We start from the raw sequence: 19919 nt of genomic DNA, 5'->3' as shown, positions 1-19919 counted from the left end.
GTGATCGCGAAACCGCGCAAGTCGGGTGAAGCACAGCGGCGGGTTCACTGTCACTGCTCAGTATTAGGTCGGCTCACTGCGCGCCGAGCACGGCCACGTCGAGCCACCCCGCGGTGGTACCCCGCTACTCGTTGCCACCCTGTCCGCCGTTCGGGCGCGTGCCCAGGCCACTTCTGCGGCCGCGAGACGATTAGGGCAATGCGGTGCTCCCATCGAGCAATACCGATTCAACGCCCTTGTCGCACCGCGGTTCCACCATAGCGAACCGCGTTCCGCGAGATCGCAGTCAGCTGCGACAACAGCATGAGTACGATGTGGCTTCCGAAATGGCTTTGCCAAAGAATGTGCCGTGCACCTATTGCGGTACCGCAGCTATCATCAATTCGACTGTAAATGATCGAGACGGTCGAAGTATTGCCCTGGCCATTGGCTTTTGAACCTTTTACGAGTTAAGTTCGTCAGCGGCTATCCATGTATTCTGAGGAGTATTAATGCACACTGCCGTTATTCGCCCTTACGTCAACGCGGGGGTTGCTTTGGTAGGCGCAGGCGTCATCGCGGTCGCCTCCGTATCAACCCCTGCACCAACACATCTCGCCCTACCGACTGCTCACGCAGAGGCATCTCTGGCGGCGGCGACGAGTCCGCTGGAGGACTACGGGCAGCTCGTGAACACCACGCTGCAAAACATCGGACTACTCACGAACCAGACTTTTCAGAACGGGGTTGCACCACTTCTTTCGCAGGTTCTCAAAAATCAGGAAAATCTGATTCAGGGCTTGGGGGAGGCGCTCCAGCAATCGCTGCAAATTAGTAATCCCAGTAGTGTCCCAGCGCAATTACAGCTTGCGTTAAGCCAAATAGCCGCGGGTCACTTCGAGCAGGCGGCCAACACAATCGCCACGGGGGCCACGAAGGTAACGGCGCCGTTCGCCGCACCGTTGGCGGTGCCGTTGGTCAACGTGACCAAGGTTGTCGATCTCCTGCCCACCGTGGTGTTCGCTGGCGCCTCGGCGGTGGCCTCGCCACCGTTGGCGCTCATTGCGTCCACAGGGGCGGCCATCCAGGCTGTCGCGGACGCGGGGGGCACTGGCAATATCGCGCAGGTGGTCGCCGCTGTCATCGACGCACCCGCGACCATGATCAATGGCTTTCTCAACGGCGCAGGCGTCGGCCTACCCGGACTGCTCTCGCCGGGGGGCACCCTGAGCACATTGGTCAAAATTCGCGACGCGATCGTCGCCGCCATCACGCCGACTGCCGCAGCAACTACATCCTCGCCAACCGGTCATGTCGCAGCGATCAAGACGAAAGCCGCTCAAGTCGTCACCCTCGACGTCCCACGGCCAGCCACCGATAAGGCGACACGATCGTCAACCGCAAGCACGGAAAAAGCGGACACCGACCGAAACGCTGCCAACGCCCGTGGCCGCGCAGCCCACCGCGGCGCCACCCTCGCGGCGCCCACAACGAACGGGGCGCCTACGGCCCGCCGGACCGGTGACGGCCACACCGGTACAGAGACCGCGGCTACCGATGGCGCTTCTGGCGCAAAGGGTATGGACTCCACCACTCTTCCGGCGAAAACGGCAAAAACAGACAGCGGCTCAAAGACAACCTCTGCCACCAAGAAGAAAGCCACCACTGCGAAGTCGTCGCCGAAGGACGCGAAGTCCTCGCACAAGAAGTAGCCGGCCTGGCGGGCATCGGAGCCGCGGTGCGCCACTTCGTGTGACAACGAAGCCGACCAGCTCGCCGCTCACCATGACGCCGGTGACACCCGCTGAGTAAATAGGCCCGAGCGCAGGCGCGGTCGAGTTGGTGCCGCTAGCGCAGGAGCAGGCCGTGGCGCTGAACGGACGCCGTTCGGCGCCACGGCCTGTGGCTCAACACACTTCGATTTCAAACACGAATGCCGCTAGGAGGCCCGCGACGCCGACGGGAACCTCGACCTTGTCATCCTGCCTACTCCGCTGCGACACTGAGCCGAAGCCGGCGTCAACTCGCTTCGTCACCGTGACAAATCCGCTGCCTCCGTCAGTCACCCCCGATCAGCCTCGCAAGCAGCAATTTTCGGGGTGGCGCGCCCCGCGGCCCGGATTGAGCGCATGGGAGTGCTCGGTCGCCTGGCCAAAGAAGCTATTCCGCGCCGGGCAGGTCGCCAGGCGCGGGCAGTCTCTAGTTGGCCGCCTTGAACGCTTCGACGATCTCAGAGCTGATGCGGCCGCGCTCCATCATTTTGTAGCCGTTCTGGCGGGCCCATTCACGTATCACGCTCGGCTGAGCCTGCGCGGTTCTGGCGCGTGCCGACGTCTTCCTCACGCGCTTTCTGTGATCACCATTCGCACCGGCATTCTGCCCTGCCGTGCCGGACTGCTTCTCCGCCTTGCCATTGCGCGCTGCGCTGCGGGCTGGGTTGCGATCAGCTTTCGATGCGGAGTTCTGCCTCGGCGTGCTGGAGAGCTCCGCTGTCTGCTCCGTCCGCGCCGTGTCACGTCTGATCGGCAATGCGGCATCGATGAAGGGCTTTAGCGCCTTGTCCAATTTCCGGGCATTCGCCGACGACAGATCGATCTGGTATGTCGCGCCGCGCACGCTAAACACCACGCGCTCACCGCTGCCATCGTCAATGGCCGTCCCGTCGAGATCGTCTACAAGTTGGCGCACCATGCGCTCGGCCATAATCACATCCTTTGAGTGGAACCCCGCGGCACCACCATAGCATCACAATTGCCACCGCATTCATTGTCGATGCGAACAGGGCGGACAGGGCCTTTATGTCTAGCTTCTGTACGTTGCTGCGTCTATCCCGTTGACGCAGAACAGAAATGCACTCTTCACGGTGCAGCAAAGCCTGGCAGGACGATGCGTGCGCGCACTGCTTTGTCCATCGGTGTAGTCGCCGGTTTCGATTGCCGTGAATCAATCTGGGCAGTGGGTGAACCGCGATTTGCTGCACGGATCACCAAATGGATAGAGAACGCCAACCCACTACAATGATCGCGAAGTACAGGGCATCATTCACGTTCGCACGTCTCGTCGCCGCATGGCTGTCGTCACTGAGCGCCGTTGGCGACCCGCAAATCTGATGCCACCTCTCGACATCGTTCAGTTTGTCAATGTGTGGACTGCGGGGTTCCTAGCCAGGATCGCTTCGGCCACTTCTCTGCATCTCTCCACACATTCAACGGATCATCTAACTGCGGCAGCTATGCGCTGCAACATGTTCCACGTGCAAGCCACTGACTTGTGCGGGGTGAAGAAATCGATGCCAAGAGAGCCATGATAGTGCTGTATCCGCTCGGCTGCAGCCTCGACTGAACCGACGTAACTCGGAGTCTGCACGACTAGGGAGCAGCGGTCGAATCACGGATAGGTCCCGCCGGTCATCGATGGAAACCTGCCAAAAACTAAAGGCGAACTCAACCGGCTCATCGATTGGCTCAACCTGCTTTCGCGCCTGCTCAACCAATTCCGCCTACTCATAGGTTCCGTGACACAGCCCCCTTGGAAGCTCCCAACTTCAAAGGTGAAGCCGACGCCCTCCTGTGCAGCTCGAATCAGACGAAAACACTGCGGCCGTAGCGGCACGGTCGCCTTTGTGCTTTGCCGGGCTGGTGCAACATGGGCGTTGAGAGGCTAGCGGTCGCTGACGGAAAAGAAAGTGCCGCAATCGGAGTGCGCCCACGTGGCTGATCAACAGTTGACCGCGGCTGTTCTTTAACCGGGGAGTGCCCGTAAACTACGCAAAGCCGCGGAACACACCGTCGCCGGCAGCGTCGACAAAGTCCTCGAACAGCATGTTACCCAGCGAGAGGTTGTTCTCCGGACTCCACATCGCCGAGGGGATGACACGAAAACTGGTGCCGGGATCGAGGTCGTCGTCGGGGTCGCCGGCGACCGCCAAGATCGGGTGCTCAGGATCGGTGATGGTGTGGTTGTCTACTACGAAGAAATAATTGCGCACGAGAGGGATCAGGCTCTCGACCGTGGCTCCGTCGAGTTCCGGATCGTCGATGCAGGTGAGAAAGGCCCGAAAACCGTGCTCTGGATCCGGTGCGCAGGCCGCCTTACACACCGCGCGCCACGCGTTGTCGTCGGTGAAGTCGGTGCGAATGAGAAGAGACAGGTCACTAGGCAGCTCTACTGGCATGACCGGCAAGGTTATCAGCGGCGGCTTCCAGTTTCCCTCAACGGATTCGAACGGGCCCATTAACCAGGCTCTATGGCATCGGCAATTCGCTATACCGACAGCCGTTGCCTTGCTGGGCTTTTGATTGCCGATCCGGATGTCACAGGCATGCTGGCCGCAGGTGTCTCCGCCGAGTGTGAGGTGCGAAGTCAGGCCTCGTGCCCAGGCGTGAGATCGCGAACGTCGGCCAACGTGACCAGCTCTTCGCACGCGTTATCAACCTGACCTGCCACGGGTGTCAGTACGTAGCCGACGTGGTCTCCGAGGACAATTCTGCGGACTATTTGGCCAACGAACCAGCCCGCGGCATCATCGAGTATCGGCATGCCATGAGGGCCCTCATGCCAGGAGCATCGCTGGAACTTGTTCACCTCGTCGCCGGTCAGGCCTCCGAAGAGCTCGACGAGGCCTCGCTGGCTGCGGGCGACCGTGTGTACGGCCAAATGGCGCGCCCGTTGGGCCACCTCGAAGGTGTAATTGCGTACGGACAGTCCTGCCATGAAGCGTGGCGGGTGAATGCTGATCTCGCTGGCGAATCCGACGAGACAACCGGCCAGGCCAGCGCCCGCGCTGGTTGTGATGATGAACATCGAGTAGTTCAGCTGGCGGGCGAACTTCTCGTATACCGCGGCATCGGGGGCTTCCATCATCACTCCTGCACTGTGTCCAATGTGTCGATCACCTGGTCAGCTCGTCACCGCAAACCACCAACAATCGCGCGAGCTGTTCGGCGCGACCCGCACGCCGGCCGACGGTCCCGATCCTGTGGCAGGGCTGTGTCTGCAGGTGTCGCACCTCGAGTGGACTTCATCGGATGCTCCGGGTTTATGCGAACTTCTCTGTTGCACAGGAGGTTTGATCGGTCGACTAGTCTTAGGGCCTTGATCAGGGGCATGCGCTGCGGGCTCGGGCGTACGATACGCAGCCTACCTGGCCACCGCAGACGGCTTTCACGCCGCGGGCCAGGAGTAGAGATGACGATCGGGCGCCGCATGCACCGGTGGCGATGCGCTGCGTGGCTCCTACCAGCGCGGTGAGTTACTCGCGACATGCCTGGCATAACAAGACCGGTTCTCGCGGCGGCTGCCGATCGGCGACAATCCCTAAGGGGAGTTTGATTGGGCGCGACGAACCGAAAGACGGCAACATGGTTTCGGTAATTGACGAGGCACCGGCCGACGATGCCGACGCCGACGCCCTGCTGGCAGCGGCCGCTGATCTCGTTCCACTGCTGAGCAGCAACGCATCTCGCGGCGATGCCGAGCGGCGACTGCCGGAGGAGAACCTTCACGCCTTGCGCGAGGCTGGACTGTTGCGGCTGATGCAACCGCGGCGGTTTGACGGTTTCGAAGTCAGCTTCGCCACCAAGCTCGCGCTGATGCGCGAACTCGGCCGCGGAGACGGCGCTACGGCGTGGGTGGCCAGCCTGATGACGGGTAACGCCTGTTTCGCCTCCATGTGTGGCGATGACATTCAAGAGGACATCTGGGGTGCGGACCGTGACGCGCTCGTGGCAGCGGTCATCTCCACCGAGGGTTCGCTCGATCGTGTCGGGGCAGGGTTCCGGCTCTCCGGCCGATGGCCCTACTGCTCCGGAGCCTTGCATGCGCAGTGGATGATGCTGGGCGCCGAAGTGTCTGATCGAGATTTGGATGAGGACCGGTTAGGTCTGGTCTTCGTTCGCGCTTCGGAGCTGACAATTGAGGACACGTGGCACGTGGCGGGGATGCGGGGCACTGGATCCAACACCGTTATCGCGCATGATGTCTCGGTGCCCTCGCACCGATTCGTCCCCCTCAGTAAACTTCTGTCTGACGAGCATGCTGTTAATCCGCATCGCAGTCCGCTCTACCGGGTCCCATTCGCGGCTGCAGCGTCGACCGACCTGCTCGGGCCACATCTCGGCATGGCCTGTGCAGCGCGGGATCTTGTTTTATCCTGCCTCGAGGAGCGGGGTATCGCCGGCACCACTTATGTGACTGCCACCGACTCCCCCACCACGCGGGCGGTCATCGCAGAGGCCGCCTACCACATCGACGTCGCGGGAATGCTCGCGCACAGCGCCGTGATGCAGGTTGACCAGGCAGGGATCGTTGGGGCCGTTCCCAGTCTGCTCGAACGAGCCCGCATCAAGATGCACGCAACGCGTGCGGTCGTGCACGCACGTGAAGCAGTCCGTCGATTAGTCGCGGTGCACGGCAGTAGAACGTTTGCCGAAGGTCAACCATTGCAACGTATATGGCGTGACTGTGAGACAGCCAGCCATCATGCCTCAAGTAACCCGGCGATCGCCGACGAGGCATACGGCCGGGCGCTGCTGGGCATCACCGAGACCGTGACCGTCATGATCTAGTCTCGCGGGACACGACGTCGCAAGCTGCACAGGGCCTTTGGACCGCATTCTTACTCCGCAGCGCCCCCGCCGGCTCAGCGCAGAGCGGCGCGCAGACCGTCAACGGCAAAGGCTGTACCCAGACCACCCATCACCGTGCCGGCAGTGCGATCGAGAAGCTTTCCCGCGTGGGCGTAGACGCCTCTTGGGCCAGGCCGCGACATCACTGTAGCCACAATGAGGTACCAGCAGCCCTCGATGCACGTCACGGCTACCGGAAGGGTGATGAGAAGCCAGTGCGAAGGGTGCAGCGGAAGCGCCGACGCAAAGACGCTGCCATAGACGATGATCGCCTTTGGATTGCTCAACTGGGTGAGCAGCGCAGTCGCGAACGTCCTACTGGTGGGCACGGCGATCGGTTCCGCGGCTGATCGTTGCCCTCTGGTCGACAGCCACAAGCGAATGCCGAGATAGACCAGATAGGCGCCTCCGGCGATCTTGATCGCGAGAAAGACTGGGCCGGCGTAGGCGAGCGTGGCTCCCAGCCCCACCGTCGCTGCCACTGCGAACACCAGTCCGCCCGCCGCGATCCCGAGCGCTGCAATTCGGCCGCTGCGTGGCGTCTTTGACAGCGACGTTTGAGCCACCATCACGAAGCTGGGACCCGGACTGATCGCCCCGATCACGATCGCACCTGCGATGGTGATCAGGCTCAATACGTCGGAATTCATTACTAGCAAGGTCCTTTCGAAGTTGAAGACCGTCGGATCGGACGTCGGGGCGCATCCGTGCCCCTTGAGGCGCGGTTACAGTCAACGTCTGTGCCGATCCTCGACGGACGTCGTCGTGCGCTCGTGTTGGTGCATTTCACGTACCAACGTCGAACAAGACCTCGGAACGCTATCGACGAACCGTTATCAGGCTACGACCGCGACGCCGGCGCAGGGTGCGCGTGTACTTATCGGTGTCATCGACATCGCAAAGGACCTGGCCTCGAGCACCCTTCTGATCCGTATTTTGGGTCACCAATCCCAATTATGACTATGGTTGTTGCAACGCCGCGCGCAGGGGGCTCGCTGTCCCGTGCGGTTCGCGATTGAAACGTTCGATACGCCCGGACGGATGGTGGTGCCGCGAGAAGGAGGTTTGGCTATTGCTCGATCAACCCGCGAAGAGAGCGTTCTGAGGGTCCGGCAAGAGCCACTTACTGCACGTCAGACTGGACAGGGTCACCGCCACCGTCGGCGGCGACTGGGCGATCGCCTCGGCATTCAGCAAACGGACTGCACCGATCGCTGGACTCGACTAGCGGGTCCTCCTGCGTCGAATCGTAGGCGGGTGTCGGTTATCAACAGCCCAGAGTGTCGACAGCTACTAGTTCCTGGTGCAGAATGGGTCGTATGGCCCAGAAGTGTCTACGCGTTGCGCTCGAGGGCTCCTGTGCCCGTCGCTGTGCGCGCTCGGTAGGACATGCGCGCAATCCAAGGCCGAGCCGGCAGGTTGGCCAGCGGGTCACAGCCGGGCGCTTCTACGAGCGCCGCGGCCGGCGAGTCATCTTCGGGGGCCACCGACACAGCCAATACGGGCGGTGATCATGGACCTGCGCGAATTGAGGACCTTCGTCGCCGTGGTCGAAGAGGGACGTTTCGCCGGAGCGGCCCAGCGATTGAACCTCAGCCAGCCAGCTATTTCGCATACGATCCGCGGGCTCGAAAAGCACTGTGGCGTCATCCTACTTGAGCGAACCAATGCTGGTGTCGTGACGACTGCGGCAGGCAAATTGCTGGTGACTGAAGCACGAGAGGTACTGGCTCGCTACGACCTGGCAGTCGCCAGGATGCAGCAGGGCAGCGGTGAAGAAGCATTGCTTCGCATCGGCATGCCCTTCGCTTTGCCCCCGGGGCTGAGCAGCGCGTTGTCGGCACTGGCCGCGAGATGGCCGTCAACGGCGATATCTGTTCGCCAGCTCTCGACCATTAATCAAATCGATGCGCTCAAGACGAGTGAGCTTGACCTCGGGCTGGTTCGGCATCGCCCGGCGTATTCTGAACTCGATGCCGTGCTGCTCTCTGATGAGCCATTGGGCGTAATCATCAGCAATTGCCAATGTGAGCGACTCGGCCCGTCAGACGAAGTGCCCTTGGAGGCGCTGATGGATCTGGGTCTGCAATGGCATGGATTTCCACGGGAGAGTAGCCCGGTCTGGTTCGACGAACTGACAGCCACTTTGCGTGGCTATGGTTTACATATCGAACCGTCGGCCACCTACACCGAGGATCCGGCGCCCGATGTGACGTACGCCTGCCTTAGCCTCGGTCGGTCCTTTGCGCTGGCGCCACCGAGCTGCCAACGCGCTCTTCCATCGCCTCTCACGTGGCGCCGGCTGACGGGTGATCCACTGCGAGTGCGCACATGGGCCGCGTGGTCTGCGACGTCACGTCGCCGCGACCTAGGTAATCTCGTCTCTCTGCTCGAAGACAGTGCGAACGATTCGCCTACCGGCCACGCCAATGGGGTGTACGTCGAGTTGACCAGGGATGTGTGCGCCGAAGCCTTGGCGTCGTGAGAAGCGCACGCATCAACGGCCGCTCCTGCGGGGCAAAGATCGCCCCCGAGACGGGTACTTCGTGAACTCCCCTTCACATCACGGGTTTCGCTGGCCCGCTGGCCGCCGCCAGGAGAATCTCTACCTATGGCCACGCCTCGACGACGCGACATTCCTGAGCCCGGGCCATCCGATGCTCGGCAGTAGGCATTCTGGACAGTTATGTGTGGTGTCGGGATACGAACTGGCTGGGCCTTACCACATCCACGCCTTCACATCTGCTGATGACGTACCTTCGACAAGGTGTCCTTCGGATACCGTTCTGCGGGAACAATGTTGCAGATCTATTCAACGCAGCCTTCGGGCGCCGGGTGAGGCGCCATGGTAACGCGGCCATGCAGTCACCAGTAGGAAAGGCGGTCAGCGAGATGGAAGTCGATCTTCTCAAGGCAGACTGGCTGCGCGCGACCAGTCTCGTCAAACGCCGTGATGGCTTGAGATCGCGGATTTGGTATAGCTTTCCCAATCCGCTCATCGCGCTCGTCGACCTTGCGGCACAGCGACTGCAGACTGCCGAAGGCCTGGCAGTTTGGAAGTTTCAGGCGGCTGAGAACATCACCGACTCCAGACGCGAGCAGGAGGTCATCGATGCCGCCGCACAGCGAGCCATCGCCAACGATGTCGAGCCTGGCTACGTTCGCGATGTCTTCCGCGACTTGATCGATGCCACAGTTGCTTTGCAGCACGGACGTTTCGCTCGATGGAAGCTCGATCCGGGCAGTGTGCCTACCGGCGCGCCGAACTTGTTGGCGTGCCGCCGCATCATCGATGCCATTAGCCGGGCGGCGGTGGACGAAATCGCTAGACGCTGGACCCTTTTGAAGTCGCCCACGTATCGGACGGAACTCGAAGACGCCAAGGCGATCGTGATAAAGAGCCGCCAACTCGACTCAACGTTGCAGGCCTCTCTGGCCTATGCCACCCGCAAGTATTGTCGGGTGCTGCCAAGGTCAGCCTAGGTTGGCCGCGGTGACTTTGACACACTGGTCATACCTCGGCCAGACAAGCGACGACAGTGTGACTCTACCGGCTGCTCATCAGCGGTAAGCGAGGTGCAGGCTCAGCAGCGCCCGCCGCGCGGTCTGGCATTGACGCCTAGAACGCCTGGCGTACAGCGTCTTTCATCTGATGACACAGCTTCGGGTGCTAAACTCATAGCGTCTCGCGGCACCGCCGTAACACCATGACCTACAGCGTGGCTGGAGCCCGGGGGCTGCGTGCGGGCCAGTCGGATCGACATGTAAGGAATAACGCGACAAACGCCGGTCAAGCATTCAGTAGTCTTGACCGACCGCTGGCGGCGACCGGATTGTGGTGTCTTTCGCACCGCACGGTATGCCGCAGGACCGTTTCACCCGGACAACCGATGAGGAAATATCAAGTGTCTTCAACAAGCCTAGAGATGTTTTATGACGACGATGCGGATCTGTCGATCATTGCGGGACGTAAGGTCGGTGTCATCGGTTATGGCAGTCAGGGCCATGCGCATTCGCTTTCGCTGCGTGACTCGGGTGTACAGGTGAAAGTTGGCCTCAGGGAGGGGTCGAAGTCGCGGGACAAGGTGACCGAGCAGGGCTTGGAGGTGGATACGCCCGCCGAGGTGGCCAAGTGGGCCGATGTGATCATGCTGCTCGCGCCTGACACCGCGCAGGCTGAGATCTTCAAAAACGACATCGAGCCGAATCTGGAGGACGGCAATGCGCTGTTTTTCGGCCACGGTCTGAACATCCACTTCAACTTGATCAAGCCGCCGGCCAACGTCACGATCGGCATGGTCGCGCCGAAGGGCCCAGGGCATTTGGTGCGCCGCCAGTTCGTCGACGGTAAGGGCGTGCCCTGCTTGATCGCTGTGGATCAGGACCCCAGGGGTGAGGGCGAGGCGCTGGCGCTGTCGTATGCCAAGGCCATCGGCGGCACCCGCGCGGGTGTGATCAAGACCGATTTCAAGGAAGAGACCGAGACCGACCTGTTCGGTGAGCAGGCTGTGCTGTGTGGCGGCACCGAGGAATTGGTCAAGGCGGGCTTCGACATCATGGTGGAGGCCGGCTATGCACCTGAGATGGCGTACTTCGAGGTGCTGCACGAGCTCAAGCTGATCGTGGACCTGATGTATGAGGGCGGCCTGGCCAGGATGAACTATTCGATTTCTGACACCGCGGAGTTCGGCGGCTACCTCTCCGGTCCGCGTGTCATCGACGACGCCACCAAGGACCGGATGCGCGCCATTTTGAAGGACATCCAGGACGGCAGCTTCGTCAAGCGGCTGGTCGCCAACGTCGAGGGTGGCAATAAGGAACTCGAGGCGCTGCGCAAGCAGAACGCCGAGCATCCGATCGAGGTGACCGGCAAGAAGCTGCGCGACCTGATGAGCTGGGTCGACCGCCCGATCACCGAAACCGCTTAATCAGCGATTTGTGCGCGTCTAGGAGCGCTCACCGCTCCGAAACGTGCACAAACCGCTCTCAGGGCAGGCCGGGAGATCGATCCGTCGGGTTGACCTCCCCACGGTCGTTGATGAGCACCGTCTCGGGACCGCCCGTCCACCTCGACCACCGCATGAGGGCTACGTCGGCTGGCTCGAAGGTCGCCGGCACCGAGTAGCCAAACTGCCTGGCCCACAAGGGGTTGGCGATGATCCGATCCTGGCAGCCTGTCACGTCCGAGCCGCACACCAGCAACAGGTTGCCGAGCGTGCCTCGTCCACGTTGGCCCACACTCACTCGGTGGTGGACGTTGGTCGCGCCGCGTTGCCCACATACCTCACAACAGCGCAGCGCTCTGTCCTGTAGGGCACGCTGGACTGTGGTTGATACCACTGACGCCGTGTCGCTGGCATCGGTTCGTGACCCCACCTCGCGAGGGCGCCGGGCAGTCGCGGCGCGCTCGTGTGTCCGACCCCGTAAAGACTTGAATGAGGACACCCCACGCGTCGTACCAGCGTGAGAAATGCCGCTGTCTCTGCCGGGGAGCATATGCGCGTATTCAGTGCGGGCACCGAACTGCCGTTCACCGTTTGCCGCCGTGTCCGGACGGTCCGTGTGATGGTCGGCCAGCGAAAGCTCGGCCACGGCCCTGATTTTCATCGTATACACGTGACCTGCCGGATTGCTGGCTGCGTCGGCCGCACGTGAGCGCTGATGAGATTCAGTCACTTAGCCTCCTCATCTCTATGGCACAGTAAGTGTGGCGATCTCGCCCGTTGTCTTGTCAGCCTGAGTCGCGCATGGCGGTCGTCGATGGCCAGCCTTGGCGTCCCGTACGTCAAACCATGTGCAACGCTACCTACTACGGCGGTCACGGTGACATCGCCGGGTATTCAGATCGTGAAACCCGCTCGCCTAGATCACTGGTGAAAGTTCGCCACTATTCTCGGAGCCATCCGGTGCGCTCAGAACGACCCACGTGGCCGCGGCGCCCGCGATTGTGCTCGGCCTTTCGGGTGATCCGACGTCGGACAATAACGTGTTTCGCCACGACGGTAGACGGCCCCGTCACCAGCGGTGGGCATAAACAATATTGATGGCCCTCATCGAAGTTCTGATGCGAGGAGTGGGCGACGCCGGTCTAGGTTTTCCAGCGAGGGGGACCCCGCAGGCCGCCCTCACCGGATCTCGGCCAGTCGTTGCGCGTTCTGCGGCGGCGGGCCGAGATTCCCGGCGGTGTAGGCAATGTCGCGAAACCCTGCCGCCGTAGGCACCTGCTGCAGGAATACGGACGCAGCAGCCGGGTATTTCCTCGCACCCAGAGCATCTTCGGTCGTGACCGGACTATGTGGGGCTGGCCGAGCGCGAACGACGAGACTACAGTCGGCGAATGAACATTGTTCCCGCAGGGCAGCTAAGCGTGCAGACACTGCATCGCTACCCGGTCAAGTCGATGCTTGGCCAATGTGTCGACGAATTGTCCGTGAACTCGTGCGGGGCGCATGGGGATCGGTCACTGGCTTTGATCGACCGTGACACCGGTCGGGTGGCAAGCGCAAAACAGGCGCGGCTATGGCGGGGGCTGCTGCAGTGCAGCGCAACCGTAGGAGCAGCTGGTGTACAAATAGAAACGCCGGACGGGACTTTCGCGGTCGATGACAGCTCGATCGACGAGCGGTTGTCCCAATACCTCGGGCGCGCGGTGCAATTGATCGATCGGCGACCGGCCGGTGCGTCGGTCGAGCGCGCGGACCCCGAACAGGTTCTCGAGCGCGGCGTGGATGCCGAGGTCGACGCGCCGCTACTGGAACTAGCGCAGGCGACCTCAGGTGAATCATTCACCGATTTCGCTCCGCTGCACGCGATCACCACCGCGACTCTGAACCACGTCGGCGTCGAGGGGGCGCGTTACCGGCCCAACCTGATCATCGCGACTCCGCCCGGATTCCCCGCCTATGCTGAAAACGACTGGACCGGACACACTCTGCGCATCGGCTCGGTAAAGCTGGCCGTGATGGGGCCTACGCCGCGCTGCGTCATCCCGACGCTCGAACACGGCAGCCTGCCTGGCGCTCCCCAGGCGCTTCGGACACCCGTCGCCGAGAACCGCGTGCCGGCTTTTGATTTCGGCGTACTTCCGTGCGCAGGCTGTTACTTGGAGATCCTTGAGCCCGGAATTCTTCGTGCCGGTGATTCCATTGAGCTGGAATGAGAGAGTGTGGCATTACCGCATGACGGCGCCCCAAATGGGTCGTGCCGGTGGGACCGAACAATCACTGGGATAACGAGGTCGCCTGGCGCTCGTGATGTGAATGAGGCCATCTGGTCGGCAGCGGCTCACCGGCGTTCCGCGAAACGGTGACGGGGCGTCCGGATTTCGATCATCGACTCAGGCTGGCCCTGGTGGCCTCACCGAACCTCAAAAAGTCGTCGAGGCGCAGTCGCGGGCATATCTGCCCGCCAACGCTTCGTCGAACGTGGCTCTTCTCCGCCGGCACCGGTGGGTTCATCACCACTGCGGGAACGGTATTCGGCTGATCCCCGCGCGGTCGAGAGACAGCTCATTCCTGTCAGTGCCCTGCACCTAGCGCCTGCTGTCATCTGGCCGCCCGAAGTGAGGAGCACGCCGGCCGAGAGCCGCGCGTGCGTTCTGGTGCACAGCGTATTCGCATCCGGAAATGTCGATGCGGACAAGCAATGGTGGTTCATGAGACCACCCCGCCAAGCACCGAATGGGCTGTACGCCGAGATCAAATATTTCTGGCATCGCGTTACGCTGATGCGTACCAATCAAACTGACCGGACGGACTCTTTCCATGAACTTTTATCGCGGGCGTTCACGCCGCGACTTTCTCGCCACGACCATGACCGCCGTCGTCGGCGGTGTGGGCGCTTTGTCTGTCAGCTCATGTTCGCCTTCGGGCGCTCGCACCGCCAACGGCGCTTCGAGCTCATCAGTGCAGTCAACGACTAATCCTATGACTTCAGCGGCCAACAACCAGAGCCCGCAACCGCTGGCGGCAAACGCTGACCAGGCGTTGGCACTGCTGACTCAAGGCAATCAGCGCTTTGCCGCCAACAAAGAACAACACGTCGACGACAACCTGGATCGGCGCACGGTCGTCAGGACCGGTCAAAAACCCTTCGCGACAATCTTGAGCTGTGTCGACTCGCGCGTTCCGCCGGAAATTGTTTTCGACCGCGGTCTCGGCGACCTGGTCGTCATCCGCTCCGCTGGGGAGGTGCTGGATCGATCTGTGATCGGCAGCCTGGAATTCGGTGTCGCCGAGCTGAATACGCCTCTGCTGATGGTGCTTGGTCATCAGCGGTGCGGGGCGCTGACCGCTGCTGTCGATGCGTTCGACAAGAAGACAACCGGCCAGGACGACCTCGGATTCCTCACCGGCGCACTCGCTCCCGCCGTACAGCAGGTTTTGGGTCAGCCCGGCGACCGGGTGACCAATGCTGTTCACGCCAACGTGGCACTTACCCTCGCCCAGCTTCGTCAGTCGCCTCTTTTGGGACCGATGGAGAAGCAGGGCAAGTTCAAAATGGTCGGCGGCTACTACAGTCTCGACACCGGCACGGTGGACCTGATCTGACATCGTCCTGAGCGACTCGGTCTATGGGCCATTCTTACGTGGCCGGGACGGAGTGGTCGAAGTAGCCACTGGGTCGTCTGACCCACATTCTCGAAAGTGAGTGGGGCACCGTGATGCCGATGCCCGGTCACGGGTACCAGCGCCCAAACTCAGGTCGCTGGTGCGCTGTCTGCGATGGTGTTCGCATGAGATCAGCGGTCCGGTGTGACACTAGTGGGTGGCGTAACCCAAACAGGTGATGCGCTCCACACCCACTGGGGCGGTACCGTCGAGGATGCAGAAGTGCCCACAACGCGTTCTGCGCCATCTTGCTTCCGAAGGAGACCGATGACCAACGCCACAACCCGCGACGCGGTCGACACACCGGGCGTGCTGGTGTTCGACGTCAACGAGACCTTGCTGGACCTCGGCTCACTGGGCCCGCTGTTCGAGCGCTTGTTCGGTGATGCGTCGGTATTACACACCTGGTTCGACAAACTCGTTCTGCACTCGATGACGCTCACGTTATCGGGCTACTACGCCGACTTTTTCACGCTAGGCAGAGCCGTACTTCAGCTGCTGGCGTCCAGTCGTAACGTCTCGCTGGCCCACGACGATCCGGATCTGCTCGAACAGGCCATGCGCACGATGCCGGCGCATCCCGATGTCGAGGCGGGACTCGAACAACTGCGGTCAGAGGGTTATCGCCTTATCACGCTGACCAACTCCCCGCACCGACCCGACACTGCCTCACCATTGGACAACGCAGGGTTGAGTGACTACTTCGAGAAGCAATTCACCGTCGATAGCACCAAACTGTTCAAACCGTCGACGCATCTGTATCGACGTGTCGCTGCAGAAGTCGGCGTTGAGGTGTCGGATTGTATGATGATCGCGGCCCACACGTGGGACATCATCGGCGCCCAGGGAGCAGGCATGCAGGGCGCGCTCATCACGCGGCGCGGTACCGCCCCGATCGTCGCAGCCGGCATCCCCGTGGCCGACCTGATAGCAGAGAACATCCCCGAGCTGGCCGGCGAGCTTATCCGCCGGAAGCGCTAGGTTTTCAGCCTGTTTGGCTTCGTCCGGCAGCTATCCCATGTGCGCCAGCATCCGCATGGTGAGGTCGTTGGGCAGCATCCGCATCAGGCCGGTCACCAAGCGCGTCGGCCACCCGACGATGACCGCCCCACCTCTCTCGTCGAGTGCCTCGACCGCGACCCGCGCGACATCGCTGGCGGGGGTGTAGAGAAACTCGGGATAGCTGAGCGCGTCTGGATTGGCACCTGTCGCGATCACGAATTCGGTTCGTACCGGGCCGGGACATATCGTCGTCACACTCACTCCGCTGCCTTGGAGTTCACCACGCAGCGCTTCACCGTAAAGGTAGACGAAGGCCTTGGTACCGGCATATCCGGCCATTCCCGGCGTCGGGACGAATCCGCCCGCCGACCCGATGTTGAGGATGGCTCCCCGGCCAGCGGCGACCATCGGACCCACCGCGCGAGTGGTCAGGTCGATGACAGCTTCGACGTTGACGCGCACCATGGCGAGGTGCCGTTCCACCGATGTGTTGGCGGCGGGGCCAATCGTTCCGATGCCAGCATTGTTGACCAAAATCTCTACCGTCAGCCCTCGGTCGGTGATGGCACCGAAGAGGCGTTCACGCTGATCGGAGTCGGCAAGGTCGCAGGGCAGCACGTCAACACGCACCCGCTCGGCCAATTCGGCGGCAGTAGCTGCAAGCGGTCCTCCCTGCGCGCGACCAGCGTGAGATTGTGACCGCGGTCGGCCAAGGCCCGGGCGATCTCAGCTCCGATTCCGGAGGAGGCACCGGTTACCACAGCAGTCCCTGAGGCCGACGGTGGTACTCGCATCACGTCATTCTTCCTCTCAATAATGCGTGCGTTCGGTGATGGGCGTTCGCGGGCAACACCTCTCGGCACTCACAAGCCCGTGACATCTCGCGTTTGGGCACTTTGGTCAGTCGTTGATCGGCACCCTGGTGTTGAGCATCGAATGCCGGTATCCGTAAGTCGCATAGATGACCAGTCCGATCACCAGCCACACCACGAACCGGACCCATGTGAGCGACGTCAAATACGTGGTCAGCCACAGAGAAGAGACCACCCCGATCACCGGCACCACCGGCATGCCCGGCGTGCGGAAGCCGCGCTCAATCTCAGGTGAGCGGTAACGCAACACGACGACTGCCGTGCACACGATGGCAAAGGCAAGCAGGATACCGATATTGGTCAGCTCAGCAGCTTGTGCAATCGGGGTGAATCCGGCGATCAACGCCGACCCAATCCCCACGATCCAGGTGACCCGCACCGGCACTCGCCGCTTGTCGTCCACGGCGGCAAACCATTTCGGCAACAGACCATCGCGGGCCATGGAGAACCAGACTCGCGTGACCGCGAACATGAAGGTGAACATGACGGTGGCGATCCCCAGGATGGCGCCGACCGAAATCAACGTCGCGATGCCGGGCAGACCGACATCGGCGAATGCCTGCGCGAACGGCGATTCGGCGTCGATGCTGCTGTATTTGACCATCCCGGTGAGCACGAGGCAGACCAGCACGTAGAGCATCATCGACACTGCAAGCGACAAGAGGATGGCCTTCGGCAATACTTTTCGTGCCTGCGCAGATTCCTCGGCGGCCGCGCTCATCGCGTCATACCCGAATACAGCGAAGAAAACGACTGATGCACCAGTGAAGACGCCGCTCCAGCCAAAGGGGAAAAACGGGGTGTAGTTGCCTGTCTTCACGTAGAACACTCCGACGACGATGATGAGGACGACCACGGCGACCTTCAGCCAGACGAGGATGCTCTCGATCCGCGCGGCGCTGCGCATTCCACGAGTCAGGACGAATGCGATAAGCAGACACAGCAATACGGCAAACAGGTCGACGACCCGGCCCGGCTGAGTGGGGTCGCTGCCGGGTGCTCCAAGCATCCACTGCGGCAGCCTGATTCCGACTTGTTCGACCAGGAACCCGAAATATCCGGATATGCCGATGCCGACCACGGCCACGATGGCGGTGTATTCCAACAGCAGATCCCAGCCGATGAGCCATCCCACCCCTTCGCCCAGCACGGCATAGCCGTAGGTGTAGGCGGAGCCCGCCTTGGGAATCATCCCGGCGAACTCGGCGTAGGACAGCGCAGCGCAGGCGCTGGCGATGCAGGCGACGACGAAAGACAGCACAACCGACGGGCCCGCGGACTCTTTGGCCACCGCACCGGCCAGCGAGAACACTCCCGCGCCGATGATCCCACCGATTCCCAGAGCGGTGAGCTGCCATAGCCCGAGTACTCGCTGCAGGCCTGCGCCCTGGCCTGCATCCTCCGGTTCGACATCGTCGACTGGCTTGCGCCGGAAGATGCCGGCCGAAGACGTATTGAAGATGTGCACGCTGTTCACACCGTTCGCGTGTGGGATGCGTGCCTAGGCAGCGAGCTGGCGAATCCTGCTGCCCGCGGGCGACAGATAAACCTGACTGACACCAGTGTCTCCTAACGGTTCGCGTGTTGACGTACTGGACGCCCGGTCACTTCGCGTGCGTCGCAGGGGTGCTGTATCGATGGAAGGGGTCGAGCTATCGATTCCCCGCCATCCTGTGTGCACGACCTTGTAAAGTTGACCACATCAACGGCGCTTGGTTTGGGTTGCGCAGGTGCATGATTCGTATCGCGAATGAGGGTCATCAGCGAAATTGAGCTCGAACCCCGTCCCGTTCGCCCTGGCGTTGACGGCCTCGGCGTGCTGTCAGAGCCTCTGTCCCCCAAGGTTATCGGCCCGCTCGGCCTTCGATAGTGCGGTCAGCCGCGCGGTCACCGGAGGGCGCTCGGCTTATACCAGTCGCGCAGATGTCCGGTCTTATCGTCCGGCTCGACACCATCAATAGCGGGCAGCGCCGTTCAGCGTCAGTGTGGGTGGCGAGGAAAGGAACGCATTGTGTCGAAAACGTGGTTCATCACCGGCGCGGCCCGCGGCTTCGGTCAGGAGTGGACGGTGGCAGCGTTGCAGCGGGGGGACCGCGTCGCGGCAACCGCGCGCAACGCTTCAAGACTCGACGAGCTCAAAGCCCGGCATCCCGAGTCGCTCCTGCCGATTGAACTCGACGTGACGAACCGCTGCGCCGTGTTCGACGCGGTGCGAAGGGCCCACGAGCATTTCGGGGGCCTTGACATCGTCGTCAACAACGCGGGGTACGGCCAATACGGGTTCGTCGAGGAGGTGACGGAGCAGCAGGCGCGCGAGCAGATGGACGTGAATGTGTTTGGCGCGCTGTGGGTTACCCAGGCAGTCTTGCCCATCTTGCGCGCGCAGCGGTCCGGGCACCTTTTACAGGTGTCCTCCGGCGCGGGTGTGACGGCCGCTCCCGGCGTCGGCCTCTACAGCGCTTCCAAACATGCGCTGGAGGCATTCTCTGAGGCGCTCGCGGCAGAGGTCGAACCGTTCGGCATCCGCGTGACCCTGGTCGAGCCGGGCCTGTACTCGACCGAATTCAAGGATTCGGTCATCCATGCCGACCCACTGCCCGCCTATGACAATGTGCGCCGCGAGGCGACCCGTATGGTCGCCGAGTTCCTCGGGGAGCCAGGTGATCCGACTGCCACCCGGGACGCCATCCTGCGGATCGTCGACGCGGAGGCGCCACCGCTGCGTGTCATATTCGGCCCGGCGATCCTGCGCCTCGTGCGGTCGGCTTATGAACAGCGGCTGCAGATCTGGGAGGAGTGGGAGCCTGTCACGGTCCAAGCGCAAGGATGAC

General features: G+C 62.1%; 15 protein-coding genes and 1 pseudogene. 9 read left to right on the top strand and 7 right to left on the bottom strand.

Translation table 11 applies throughout. From position 1 onward, the window contains the following. Window positions 1-668 precede the first annotated feature (668 nt). On the top strand, window positions 669-1691 hold the full coding sequence (locus C1A30_RS26000) for a hypothetical protein (protein ID WP_142392669.1): 1023 nt from the start codon (window positions 669-671) through the stop codon (window positions 1689-1691). 487 nt (window positions 1692-2178) lie between these two features. On the opposite strand, the gene C1A30_RS25995 is transcribed toward C1A30_RS26000, so the two are convergent. The 3 genes from C1A30_RS25995 to C1A30_RS25985 form a co-directional block, all read right to left on the bottom strand. Beyond that, a complete protein-coding gene (locus C1A30_RS25995) occupies window positions 2179-2682 on the bottom strand; it encodes an Lsr2 family protein (RefSeq protein WP_142392668.1) in 504 nt (167 codons plus the stop codon). Window positions 2683-3742: 1060 nt separating this feature from the next. Further along, window positions 3743-4213, bottom strand: coding sequence for a hypothetical protein (locus C1A30_RS25990; RefSeq protein WP_235010203.1), 471 nt, complete (start codon window positions 4211-4213; stop codon window positions 3743-3745). 128 nt (window positions 4214-4341) lie between these two features. Next, window positions 4342-4839: a flavin reductase family protein gene (locus C1A30_RS25985; protein ID WP_101952885.1), complete on the bottom strand. Its 498-nt coding sequence runs from the start codon at window positions 4837-4839 to the stop codon at window positions 4342-4344. Between the two features lie 368 nt (window positions 4840-5207). Here C1A30_RS25985 and C1A30_RS25980 point away from each other — a divergent pair, with 368 nt between their 5' ends. Beyond that, window positions 5208-6545: an acyl-CoA dehydrogenase family protein gene (locus C1A30_RS25980; protein WP_160112798.1), complete on the top strand. Its 1338-nt coding sequence runs from the start codon at window positions 5208-5210 to the stop codon at window positions 6543-6545. Between the two features lie 74 nt (window positions 6546-6619). Here the strand turns inward: C1A30_RS25980 and C1A30_RS25975 are convergent, their stop codons facing one another. Then, window positions 6620-7255: a LysE family translocator gene (locus C1A30_RS25975; protein ID WP_101951182.1), complete on the bottom strand. Its 636-nt coding sequence runs from the start codon at window positions 7253-7255 to the stop codon at window positions 6620-6622. 863 nt (window positions 7256-8118) lie between these two features. Between C1A30_RS25975 and C1A30_RS25970 the strand changes: the two genes are divergently transcribed. The 3 genes from C1A30_RS25970 to ilvC all read left to right on the top strand — a co-directional run bounded on the left by C1A30_RS25970 (window position 8119) and on the right by ilvC (window position 11533). After that, entirely contained in the window at window positions 8119-9090 is a 972-nt protein-coding gene (locus C1A30_RS25970; RefSeq protein ID WP_101952884.1) for a LysR family transcriptional regulator, read from the top strand. Between the two features lie 407 nt (window positions 9091-9497). After that, window positions 9498-10088, top strand: coding sequence for a chorismate mutase (locus C1A30_RS25965; protein WP_160112797.1), 591 nt, complete (start codon window positions 9498-9500; stop codon window positions 10086-10088). A 443-nt stretch (window positions 10089-10531) separates the two neighbouring features. After that, entirely contained in the window at window positions 10532-11533 is a 1002-nt protein-coding gene (gene ilvC, locus C1A30_RS25960; RefSeq protein WP_101951180.1) for a ketol-acid reductoisomerase, read from the top strand. A gap of 58 nt (window positions 11534-11591) precedes the next feature. Here the strand turns inward: ilvC and C1A30_RS25955 are convergent, their stop codons facing one another. After that, window positions 11592-11843, bottom strand: a complete 252-nt coding sequence (locus C1A30_RS25955; RefSeq protein ID WP_101951179.1) for a hypothetical protein — start codon at window positions 11841-11843, stop codon at window positions 11592-11594. Window positions 11844-12942: 1099 nt separating this feature from the next. Here C1A30_RS25955 and C1A30_RS25950 point away from each other — a divergent pair. From C1A30_RS25950 to C1A30_RS25940, 3 genes are all read left to right on the top strand, one after another. Next, window positions 12943-13764, top strand: coding sequence for an MOSC domain-containing protein (locus tag C1A30_RS25950; RefSeq protein ID WP_101951178.1), 822 nt, complete (start codon window positions 12943-12945; stop codon window positions 13762-13764). A 766-nt stretch (window positions 13765-14530) separates the two neighbouring features. Continuing rightward, window positions 14531-15154: a carbonic anhydrase gene (locus tag C1A30_RS25945; protein ID WP_200828435.1), complete on the top strand. Its 624-nt coding sequence runs from the start codon at window positions 14531-14533 to the stop codon at window positions 15152-15154. Window positions 15155-15523: 369 nt separating this feature from the next. Next, window positions 15524-16195: a haloacid dehalogenase type II gene (locus tag C1A30_RS25940; RefSeq protein ID WP_369974183.1), complete on the top strand. Its 672-nt coding sequence runs from the start codon at window positions 15524-15526 to the stop codon at window positions 16193-16195. A 30-nt stretch (window positions 16196-16225) separates the two neighbouring features. Here C1A30_RS25940 and C1A30_RS25935 read toward each other — a convergent pair. Then, window positions 16226-17010: pseudogene (locus tag C1A30_RS25935) on the bottom strand (SDR family NAD(P)-dependent oxidoreductase). 106 nt (window positions 17011-17116) lie between these two features. Next, on the bottom strand, window positions 17117-18556 hold the full coding sequence (locus C1A30_RS25930) for an amino acid permease (protein ID WP_235010202.1): 1440 nt from the start codon (window positions 18554-18556) through the stop codon (window positions 17117-17119). 540 nt (window positions 18557-19096) lie between these two features. Here C1A30_RS25930 and C1A30_RS25925 point away from each other — a divergent pair. Then, window positions 19097-19918: an SDR family NAD(P)-dependent oxidoreductase gene (locus C1A30_RS25925; protein WP_101951175.1), complete on the top strand. Its 822-nt coding sequence runs from the start codon at window positions 19097-19099 to the stop codon at window positions 19916-19918. Window position 19919 lies beyond the last annotated feature (1 nt).

It is taken from the genome of Mycobacterium sp. 3519A (assembly GCF_900240945.1).
Classification (GTDB): Bacteria; Actinomycetota; Actinomycetes; order Mycobacteriales; family Mycobacteriaceae; genus Mycobacterium.
The sequence above is the reverse complement of the archived record's forward strand: the minus strand, read 5'-3'. Positions and strand labels throughout refer to the sequence as shown.

What these genes read in the sequence shown, in the direction of transcription:
- C1A30_RS25945 (WP_200828435.1), top strand. Translation starts at nt 14,531, where the DNA reads ATGACTTCAGCGGCCAACAACCAGAGCCCGCAACCGCTGGCGGCAAAC.
- ilvC (WP_101951180.1), top strand. Translation starts at nt 10,532, where the DNA reads ATGTTTTATGACGACGATGCGGATCTGTCGATCATTGCGGGACGTAAG.
- C1A30_RS25995 (WP_142392668.1), bottom strand. Translation starts at nt 2,682, where the DNA reads ATGGCCGAGCGCATGGTGCGCCAACTTGTAGACGATCTCGACGGGACG.
- C1A30_RS25970 (WP_101952884.1), top strand. Translation starts at nt 8,119, where the DNA reads ATGGACCTGCGCGAATTGAGGACCTTCGTCGCCGTGGTCGAAGAGGGA.
- C1A30_RS25975 (WP_101951182.1), bottom strand. Translation starts at nt 7,255, where the DNA reads ATGAATTCCGACGTATTGAGCCTGATCACCATCGCAGGTGCGATCGTG.
- C1A30_RS25950 (WP_101951178.1), top strand. Translation starts at nt 12,943, where the DNA reads ATGAACATTGTTCCCGCAGGGCAGCTAAGCGTGCAGACACTGCATCGC.
- C1A30_RS25990 (WP_235010203.1), bottom strand. Translation starts at nt 4,213, where the DNA reads ATGGGCCCGTTCGAATCCGTTGAGGGAAACTGGAAGCCGCCGCTGATA.
- C1A30_RS25965 (WP_160112797.1), top strand. Translation starts at nt 9,498, where the DNA reads ATGGAAGTCGATCTTCTCAAGGCAGACTGGCTGCGCGCGACCAGTCTC.
- C1A30_RS25985 (WP_101952885.1), bottom strand. Translation starts at nt 4,839, where the DNA reads ATGGAAGCCCCCGATGCCGCGGTATACGAGAAGTTCGCCCGCCAGCTG.